This is a genomic window from Neomegalonema sp. (assembly GCF_028688855.1).
Classification (GTDB): domain Bacteria; phylum Pseudomonadota; class Alphaproteobacteria; order Rhodobacterales; family Rhodobacteraceae; genus Neomegalonema.
On sequence record NZ_JAQTXI010000018.1, the window covers coordinates 60,917 to 70,259 of the forward strand.

General features: G+C 67.7%; 7 protein-coding genes and 1 tRNA gene. 7 read left to right on the forward strand and 1 reads right to left on the reverse strand.

Annotation, left to right across the window (positions count from 1 at the left end; genetic code table 11):
* Positions 1–5 precede the first annotated feature (5 nt).
* From gyrB to PHN62_RS13350, 5 genes are all read left to right on the forward strand, one after another.
* Positions 6–2,429 carry a DNA topoisomerase (ATP-hydrolyzing) subunit B gene (gene gyrB, locus PHN62_RS13330; protein WP_300151449.1) on the forward strand — a complete coding sequence of 808 codons (2,424 nt, stop codon included), beginning with the start codon at positions 6–8 and terminating at the stop codon, positions 2,427–2,429.
* A 147-nt stretch (positions 2,430–2,576) separates the two neighbouring features.
* Positions 2,577–3,095 (forward strand): hypothetical protein, encoded by a 519-nt coding sequence (locus PHN62_RS13335; protein ID WP_300151451.1) that lies wholly within the window; start codon positions 2,577–2,579, stop codon positions 3,093–3,095.
* Between the two features lie 73 nt (positions 3,096–3,168).
* Positions 3,169–5,826 carry an alanine--tRNA ligase gene (alaS, locus tag PHN62_RS13340; RefSeq protein ID WP_300151453.1) on the forward strand — a complete coding sequence of 886 codons (2,658 nt, stop codon included), beginning with the start codon at positions 3,169–3,171 and terminating at the stop codon, positions 5,824–5,826.
* Positions 5,827–5,984: 158 nt separating this feature from the next.
* Positions 5,985–6,803: an alpha/beta hydrolase gene (locus tag PHN62_RS13345; protein ID WP_300151455.1), complete on the forward strand. Its 819-nt coding sequence runs from the start codon at positions 5,985–5,987 to the stop codon at positions 6,801–6,803.
* Positions 6,804–6,912: 109 nt separating this feature from the next.
* Positions 6,913–7,323, forward strand: coding sequence for a thiol-disulfide oxidoreductase DCC family protein (locus tag PHN62_RS13350; protein WP_300151457.1), 411 nt, complete (start codon positions 6,913–6,915; stop codon positions 7,321–7,323).
* Here PHN62_RS13350 and PHN62_RS13355 read toward each other — a convergent pair.
* Entirely contained in the window at positions 7,320–8,357 is a 1,038-nt protein-coding gene (locus PHN62_RS13355) for a low specificity L-threonine aldolase (RefSeq protein ID WP_300151459.1), read from the reverse strand. The two genes, PHN62_RS13350 and PHN62_RS13355, sit on opposite strands and share 4 nt — an antisense overlap.
* Positions 8,358–8,600: 243 nt before the next feature.
* Between PHN62_RS13355 and PHN62_RS13360 the strand changes: the two genes are divergently transcribed.
* Positions 8,601–8,690 (forward strand) — tRNA-Ser (locus tag PHN62_RS13360).
* A 129-nt stretch (positions 8,691–8,819) separates the two neighbouring features.
* Positions 8,820–9,080, forward strand: coding sequence for a hypothetical protein (locus PHN62_RS13365; protein WP_300151461.1), 261 nt, complete (start codon positions 8,820–8,822; stop codon positions 9,078–9,080).
* Positions 9,081–9,343 lie beyond the last annotated feature (263 nt).

The following is a 9,343-nucleotide window of genomic DNA, read 5'->3' on the forward strand; positions in this document are numbered from 1 at the left end:
GGGACATGTCTGACGAACGCCTTCCCGGCGACGACGGCTCCGATTACGGCGCGGATTCCATCAAGGTGCTCCGCGGGCTCGACGCGGTGCGCAAGCGCCCCGGCATGTACATCGGCGACACGGACGACGGGTCGGGCCTGCACCACATGGTCTACGAGGTGGTGGACAACGCCATCGACGAGACCCTCGCCGGATACGCCAGCCATGTGCGCGTGACGCTCAACGCCGACGGCTCGGTGACGGTCGAGGACGACGGGCGCGGAATCCCCGTGGACGTCCACAAGGAGGAAGGCGTCTCCGCCGCCGAGGTCATCATGACCCAGCTCCATGCGGGCGGCAAGTTCGACCAGAACAGCTACAAGGTCTCGGGCGGCCTGCATGGCGTGGGCGTCTCGGTGGTCAACGCCCTCTCGGACTGGCTGCTGCTGGAGATCTGGCGCGGCGGCAAGGCCTATCAGGTGCGCTTCGCGCGCGGCGACGTGGCGCAGTCCCTCACCGAGGTCGGCCCGGCCGGGGGCAAGCGCGGCACCCGCGTGACCTTCTTCGCCTCCGGCGACACCTTCAAGGGCGTGACCGAATACGACTGGCGCACGCTGGAGCATCGCCTCCGCGAGCTCGCCTTCCTGAACTCGGGCGTGCGGATCCTCCTGGAGGACAGCCGCTCGGTCGAGCCCAGATCCATGGAGCTGCATTACGAGGGCGGCGTCGAGGCCTTCGTGCGCTATCTCGACCGCGCCCGCACGCCCCTGCTGAAGGACCCCATCGTCATCCGCGGCGAGCGCGACGGCGTGACCGTGGACGCCGCGCTCTGGTGGAACGACGGCTACCACGAGAACACCCTCTGCTTCACCAACAACATCCCGCAGAAGGACGGCGGCACCCATCTGGCGGGCCTGCGCGGCGCCCTGACGCGCACCATCAACGCCTACGCCAACTCCTCGGGCGCGGCGGCGAAGGAGAAGGTCACGCTCTCGGGCGAGGATTCCCGCGAGGGCTTCACCTGCGTGCTGTCGGTGAAGGTGCCGGATCCGAAATTCTCCTCCCAGACCAAGGAGAAGCTCGTCTCCTCCGAGGTGCGCCCCGCCGTGGAGAACCTCGTCAACGAGAAGCTCGGCGAATGGTTCGAGGAGCATCCCGCCGAGGCGAAACAGATCCTCGGCAAGATCCTGGAGGCCGCCCTCGCCCGCGAGGCCGCCCGCAAGGCCCGCGAGCTCTCGCGCAAGAAGGTCGGGCTGGACATCGCCTCCCTGCCCGGGAAGCTGGCGCAATGCCAGGAGCGCGATCCGGCGAAATCCGAGATCTTCATCGTCGAGGGCGATTCGGCGGGCGGCTCGGCCAAACAGGGCCGCGACCGCGCGACTCAGGCGGTTCTGCCTCTGCGCGGCAAGATCCTCAACGTGGAGCGCGCGCGCTTCGACAAGATGCTCTCCTCGGAGACCATCGGCACCCTGATCACGGCGCTGGCCACCGGCATCGGCCATGAGGAGTTCGACGCCGACAAGCTGCGCTATCACAAGATCATCATCATGACGGACGCCGACGTCGACGGCGCCCATATCCGCACCCTGCTGCTGACCTTCTTCTATCGCCAGACGCCCGAACTCATCGAGCGCGGCCATGTCTACATCGCCCAGCCGCCGCTTTACAAAGCCACGCGCGGCAAGTCCGAGGTCTACCTCAAGGATCAGAAGGCCCTTGAGGATTACCTCGTGGCGGGCGGGCTCGAAGGCGCGACCCTCACGCTGGCGAGCGGCGAGACCCTCGCGGGGCCGGATCTGGCGCGGGTGGTCGAGACGGCCCGCAAGGCCCGTTCGGCGCTCTCGACGCTGCCGCCGCAATTCTCCCGGGCGCTGATGGAGCAGGCCGCCATCGTCGGGGCTCTGGACCCCGAGCGCGAGCCCGATTCCGCCCTCGCCGAGGCTCTGGCCGCAAGGCTCGACGCCATGGAGGAGGAGCACGCCAGGGGCTGGTCCGGCGAGGTCACGCAGGGCGGCGGGCTGAAGGTCTCGCGGATGCTGCGCGGCGTCTCCGAGGCGCGGGCTCTGGACGCGGGCGTGCTGCGCTCGACGGAGGCCCGGCGGCTTCAGGCTCTGGCGGCGGAGCTCGCGGAGACCTACGCGGGCGAGGCGGTGCTGCGTCGGCGCGACAAGGCGACGGCTCTGCGCGGCCCCGGCCCCCTGCTCGACGCGGTGATGGCCGAAGGCGAACGCGGCGTTCAGCTGCAGCGCTACAAGGGCCTCGGCGAGATGAACGCCGAACAGCTCTGGGAGACGACGCTCGACCCCGGCGCCCGCACTCTGCTGAAGGTCCGGGTGAGCCACGCCGACGAGGCGGATTCCATCTTCGCCAACCTCATGGGCGAACTGGTCGAGCCGCGCCGCGAGTTCATCCTCGAAAACGCGCTGAACGTGGACAATCTCGACGTGTGAGGCCGCCCGGACTTCAGAACCAGACTTCGGAAGATATCTTGAAAGGGCGCGGAGGACATCCGCGCCCTTTTCGCTCGGACTTGCGCGCCTGAGGGGCGCCGCGCAGAATGAACGCCTCTTCAGCGACCGGATTTCACGGAGAAGATCATGGCGGCGCCCGAGACTTCGCCGAAGCTTCTGAAGGCGAACCGGACGAGGATCCTGTTGCTCACGCTCGGGAGCTTCGCCTTCGTCGTGGGCAGCTTGCTGCTCCCCGACGCCACCCCCGCCGAGCAGCTTCTGAAATATGGCGGGGCGGCGTTCTTCCTGCTCTGCGGAGCGGCTGCGGCGTCGCATCTCCTTCCGGGCCGCAGCGGCCTGAGCATCGATGCGGAGGGCATGGAGCTGAGCGATGGATTCAAGGGGCGCCGACGGATCGCTTTCGCCGACATCGCGGAAAAAGGCTTCTTCGTCTACTCCATGAAAGGGGCGTCCATGGTGATCTGGGCCTACAGGGAGGGCGCGCAGCCGCAAAGCCTGTGGAGACGGGCGAACAAGGCCCTCTCCGGGGGAGACGATTACCTGCCCGTCAATTACGAGGGCCATTCCGCCAAGGAGATGGCCGAGCTTCTCAACGCGCATCTGGCGGCCTGGCGCCGGAAGGCGGCGGCGCAGGAGACGGCCTGACCCCGCCTTTCTGGACAGTTTCTCCTGCGCGAGGTAAAAGCCGCCGTTCTCTTTCCTGATGGAGCCTTGAGCTATGGCCAGCCTCAACGACGTTCGGCGAAGCTTTCTCGATTTCTTCGTGAAGAACGGCCATCAGGAGGTCGCATCCAGCCCGCTCGTGCCGCGCAACGACCCGACCCTGATGTTCACCAACGCCGGAATGGTGCAGTTCAAGAACGTCTTCACGGGTCTGGAGGAGCTGCCCTACGAGCGCGCGGCCACGAGTCAGAAATGCGTGCGCGCGGGCGGCAAGCATAACGACCTCAACAATGTGGGCTACACCGCCCGGCATCACACCTTCTTCGAGATGCTCGGCAATTTCTCCTTCGGCGATTACTTCAAGGAGCGGGCGATTCCGCTGGCCTGGGAATTGGTCACGAAGGAATTCGGCCTGCCGAAAGACAAGCTCCTCGTCACGGTCTACCATGACGACGACGCGGCGGCCGATCTCTGGAAGAAGGTCGCGGGCCTGCCCGACGAGCGCATCATCCGCATCGCCACCTCGGACAACTTCTGGTCGATGGGCCCGACCGGGCCTTGCGGCCCCTGCTCGGAGATCTTCTTCGATCATGGTCCGCAGATCCCCGGCGGCCCTCCGGGCTCGCCCGATCAGGACGGGGACCGCTTCATCGAGATCTGGAATCTCGTGTTCATGCAGTTCGAGCAGCAGGCCGACGGCTCGCGGCTGAATCTGCCCCGCCCCTCCATCGACACCGGCATGGGTCTGGAGCGCGTGGGCGCGGTGCTTCAGGGCAAGCACGACAATTACGACACCGACCTCATGCGCAGCCTGATCCTCGCCAGCGCCGAGGCCACCGGCAGCGATCCCGACGGACAGGGCAAGTTCCATCACCGCGTGATCGCCGATCATCTGCGCGCGACGAGCTTCCTGATCGCCGACGGCGTGACGCCCTCCAACGAAGGCCGCGGCTACGTGCTGCGCCGGATCATGCGCCGCGCCATGCGCCACGCCCATATGCTGGGGGCTCAGGATCCGGTGATGTGGCGTCTGGTGCCTGCTCTGACGCGTCAGATGGGCGACCATTTCCCCGAACTCATCCGCGCCAAGCCGCTGATCGAGGAGACCCTGAAGCTTGAAGAGCAGCGCTTCCAGAAGACTCTGGACCGCGGCCTGCGCCTGCTCGACGACGAGCTGGAGAAGCTCGGCGAGGGCCAGCCCCTTTCCGGCGAGGCGGCCTTCAAGCTCTACGACACCTATGGCTTCCCGCTCGACCTCACCCAGGACGCCCTGCGTGAAAAAGGCCGCAGCGTCGATCTGAAGGGCTTCGAAACCGCCATGGCCGAGCAGAAGGCCAAGGCCCGCGCGGCCTGGGTCGGCTCGGGCGAGGCGGCGGACGAGTCGGTCTGGTTCGACCTCAAGGAGCAGCATGGCGCCACGGAGTTCCTCGGTTACGAGACCGAGAGCGCCGAAGGCCAGATCCTCGCCATCCTCGACGCCAAGGGCGCCCCTGTGGACAGCCTCAAGGCGGGCGAGACCGGAAGCGTGGTGCTGAACCAGACGCCCTTCTACGCCGAAATGGGCGGTCAGGAGGCCGATCACGGCGTCCTCTCCACCGAGGGCGGCAAGCTGAAGGTCTCGGGCGTTGCGAAGAAGGCGGGCGGCGTCTTCGCCCATCTCGGCGAAGTGTCCTCCGGCGAAATCCGCGTCGGACAGGCCGCGCGGCTGGAGCTGGACCATGATCGGCGCGGAAAGATCCGCTCCAACCACACCGCGACGCATTTCCTCCATGAGGCCCTCCGCGAGCAGCTCGGCGAGCATGTGGCGCAGAAGGGCTCCCTCGTGGCGGCGGATCGTTTCCGCTTCGACTTCTCGCATCCCAAGGCCATGACCATCGACGACCTCACGGCGGTGGAGCAGGCGGTGAACGCCTATATCCGCCAGAACGACGTCGTGACCACCCGCGTCATGACTCCCGACGAGGCCGTGGCCGAGGGCGCCCGCGCGCTCTTCGGCGAGAAATACGGCGACGAGGTGCGCGTGGTTTCGGTCGGGCGCAAGGCGGGCGGCGGGATCTACTCCATCGAGCTCTGCGGCGGCGTGCATGTGGGCCGCGCGGGCGAGATCGGCGCCTTCAAGATCGTCTCCGAGGGCGCGACGGCGGCGGGCGTGCGCCGCGTCGAGGCCCTGAGCGGCGCGGCGGCTCTGGAGCATCTGGAGGTTCAGGACCGGCGCCTCAAGGCGGCGGCGGCTCTGCTCAAGGCGCAGCCGGGCCAGCTCGTCGAGCGGCTGGAGGCTCTGCTCGAAGAACGCAAGACCCTTCAGGCCGAAGCGGCGGACCTCAAGAAGAAGCTCGCGCTGGCGGGTTCGGGCGGAGCCTCCGCGCCGGAGGCCGAAGAGGTCGCCGGGGTGAAGCTGGCGACGCGGCTGCTCTCGGGCGTCTCGGGCAAGGAGCTGCGCGGCATCCTCGACGAGCAGAAGGCGCAGATCGGCTCCGGCGTGGTGGCGCTGATCGCCGAAGAGGGCGGCAAGCCCACCGTGGCCATCGGCGTGACGCAGGATCTGACCGCGAAGATTTCGGCGGTGGAGCTGGTGCGGGCGGCGGTGGCGGCGCTCGGCGGCAAGGGCGGCGGCGGACGTCCCGACTCGGCCCAGGGCGGCGGCGAGGACGCGGCCCTCGCGCCCGAGGCCTTCGCGGCGGTGAAAGCCAGACTGGCCGAACTGGCGGCCTGAGGGGCGCCATATCCTTGAAATTCAGGGCGTCCTCCGCCGGAGGGCGCCCTTCTACTTTAAGGGGAACTCCTGTCCTGGCTCTCCCCGAAGCCTCTGCCTTTCGCCGGGAATCTGGTGTATCCTCTCCGGAAGAAGGATTTCAGGGGAGGATTCCGGAGATGGCGCGCGTCAAGGCCAGGGACGGAACGAAGCTCTACGTCAAGACCTGGGGCGAGGGCCGCCCCGTGGTGCTGATCCATGGTTGGCCGCTCTCGTCGGACACCTGGGACGATCTGGCCCTGACTCTCGCCGAAGAGGGCCACCGGGTCGTCGCCTATGACCGGCGCGGCTTCGGGCGCTCGGACCAGCCCTGGTCCGGCCATGACTACGACACGTTTTCAGACGATCTCGCGGCGGTGCTGGAGGCGACGGATTCCGGGAAGCATGCGACCCTCGTCGGCTTCTCCATGGGCGGCGGCGAGGTGGCCCGCTACATGTCGCGGCACAAGGGCGCGGGCGTGGACAAGGCCGTGCTGATCGGCTCGGTGGTTCCGGGCCTGCTCAAGACCGCCGACCGCCCCGAGGGCGTCCCTCGGGAGGTCTTCGAGGGGATGATCTCCGGCATCCGGGCCGACCGCCCGAAGTTCTTCGCCGGTTTCGCGAAGGCCTTCTACGGCTTCGGCAAGACCTCGGTGAGCGAGGAGGTCCTGAACTGGACCTTCGACATGGCCATGCAGGCGGGTCTGCGCGGCACGGTGGAATGCGTCAAGGCCTTCGGGGCCACCGATTTCCGCCCCGATCTCGCGGCCTTCAAGGTCCCGACGCTGGTGATCCATGGCGACGACGACCAGATCGTGCCCATCGACGTCTCGGCCCGCGCCGCCGCCAAAGGAATCAAGGGCGCCCGGCTGCACGAGATCAAGGGGGGCCCGCATGGCCTGCTCGCCAGCCACAAGGACGAGATCGCCCGAAGCCTCTCCGCTTTCCTGAAGGCGTGATCCGCGGGGAGATGGCTCGAATTCAGGATGAATCGCACTGGCCGGAAGCCTGAAGCTCAAGGAGACTGAAGCAGGCTCGCGGACCGGACGCGCAGGGGAGGACGCAACCATGGCCGGATCTACGGTCGGAGAAGGCGAAGAACGGCGCCTGACGGTCTATTACGACGGCGCCTGTCCCATCTGCACCACCGAGGTGCGGTTCTACCGCGCTCAGGCGGGCGCGGAGGACATCGACTGGGTGAATCTCAAGTTCGCCTCCGAGGAGGATCTGAAGGGGCTGGACCGCGAGAAGGCCCTGGGCCGCCTCCACGCGCGCGACGAGAAGGGCGAGATCCTCGACGGCGTTCCGGCCTTCGCCGCCGCCATGGAGCGCATCCCGAGATTCGCCCGTTTCGGGCGTCTGCTCGGGATTCCGCCGGTTTCCTGGTTGTTCCGGGGGCTTTACGCGGTCTTCCTCCGGCTCCGCCCCCTGATCCAGCGGCTGGCGCGGGCGGTCGGGATCAAGGCCGAGACGCCCTAGCCGCGCGCCGCCGTCAGGAAGGCGTCGACCTCCTCCTCCCGGGCGGCGAAGGAGGTCACGAGCCGGATCGTGACCTCGGGCGAATCCGGCCCCTCCTCGGCCCAGAGGTAATAGCGCGCCCCCGCCGCCTGAAGCCGTTCATGGGTCGCGCGGGGCAGCGCGACGAAGATCATGTTGCCCCGGACCTCGCCGAGGATCCGGGTTTCGGGCGAGGCGCCGAGGCCCTCGGCGAGGCGCGCCGCCATGGCGTTGGCGCGCGCCGCCAGACGCAGCCAGAGCCCGCCCTCCAGCCAGGCCAGCATCTGCGCCGAGACGAAGCGCTGCTTGGAGAGCAGATGCCCCGCCCTCTTGCGCCGATAGGCCATGTGCTCGGCCAGGGCCGGGTCGAAGACCACCAGGGCCTCCGCCGCGAGGCATCCGTTCTTGGTGGCGCCGAAGGAGAGCAGATCGACGCCCGCGCGCCATGTGGCTTCGGCGGGCGAGACCTCCAGCGCGGCGAGGGCGTTGGCGAAGCGGGCGCCGTCGAGATGGACCTTGAGGCCGCCCTTGCGGGCGATGCGGGAGACCTCGGCGATCTCCTCGGGCCGCCAGAGTCCGCCCCATTCGGTGAGGTTGGAGAGGGTCAGGCCCGCCGGACGGTTCTGATGGACGCCATGGCTCTGCGCGGCCTCCAGCGCCCGGGCAAGGGCCTGAGGATCTATCTTGCCCTGCGGCCCCGGCAGAGGCCCGAGGCGCCCGCCTCCGGCGAAGGCTTCGGGGGCTCCGCATTCGTCCATGATCACATGGGCGCTCTCATGAGCCCAGGTCAGGCCCCAGGGGGGCGTCATGGCGGAGAAGGCGAGGCTGTTGGCGGCGGTGCCCGTGACCACCGGGAAGATGGCGCAAGGACGCTCGAAGAGCGCTTCGAGACGCGCCTCCAGACGGGCGGTCAGGGCGTCTTCGCCATAGCTGAGGTCATGGCCCTGGTTGGCCTCGGCCAGAGCCGCGAGGATCTCGGGCGCGACGCCTGCGGTGTTGTCGCTCTTGAAGAACATGGGCCGCCTCCTGTCCGATCGACGCGCGACGCGACCCTCAGGCCGCGAGGGGCCGGGCCTGCGCCGCGCCGTCGGTGGTAAGCCGATTCGCCCGGCGACGCCAGTCCCGGAGCCCGGGCGGGGAGGCCCGGGGGCTTCGGGATGGGACGCATCCGGATTTCGACGGCTCGAAACTCGGGAAGGCGCTTGCAATCGGCGCGCGGATCTGGCATTGGAACGCGGCCTTGACAGGCTCGACCCCGCGGAGAGGTGGCGGAGTGGTCGATCGCGCCGGTCTCGAAAACCGGAATACCTGCAAAGGTATCGTGGGTTCGAATCCCACCCTCTCCGCCACTTCAGTCCCTGAGTGGGCACTGAGTTTACGCCACTTCCCGCCACAAGCGTCTGTAGCAGCCGGGACTTCGATCCCATGATGCGAACCTCGCCCTCCGCGACCTCGACGCGCTGCGCGAGCGCACGCAGGTGGTCGCGGCGATAGCCGCCACCTTCCAGCCGGATGCGGTCTCGGGCTGTCGTGGCAAACTTGCGCAGCATCTGCGGCGTCACCGCCTTCTGCCCTGTGTTCTGAAGCATGGCTTGTGCGCGCTCGGCATCGGCCTTGGCCTGATCCCGGATGGCCTTGAGGCCGTCGATGCGGTCTTTCAGCGCCGGGTCGTTCAGATCGGTCACGCCAGCTTCGATGGCGTCATAAAGCCGCTTGAGGCGCAATTCCGATTCGGCTGAGCGCTTGTTCAACTCGGAGATATGCTCGCGGCGGCGCTCGGCATGTTCTTCCCTTCGGTCGAGTGCGGCGGCAAGAACAGTTTCCAGCCGCTCGGGCTGGAGAACCTGTTTCTCAAGGTGATTGACGACAAGATCGTCTAGGGTCTGTTGACGTTCAGGATTTTTCCTGAGCTTTTGAGCCTCCCCATCTTCGTGTGAAGGAGGCGTCCTTGATCCGTCTGTCATTGAACGACGCTCAATGGGCGTTGATAGCGCCGCATTGT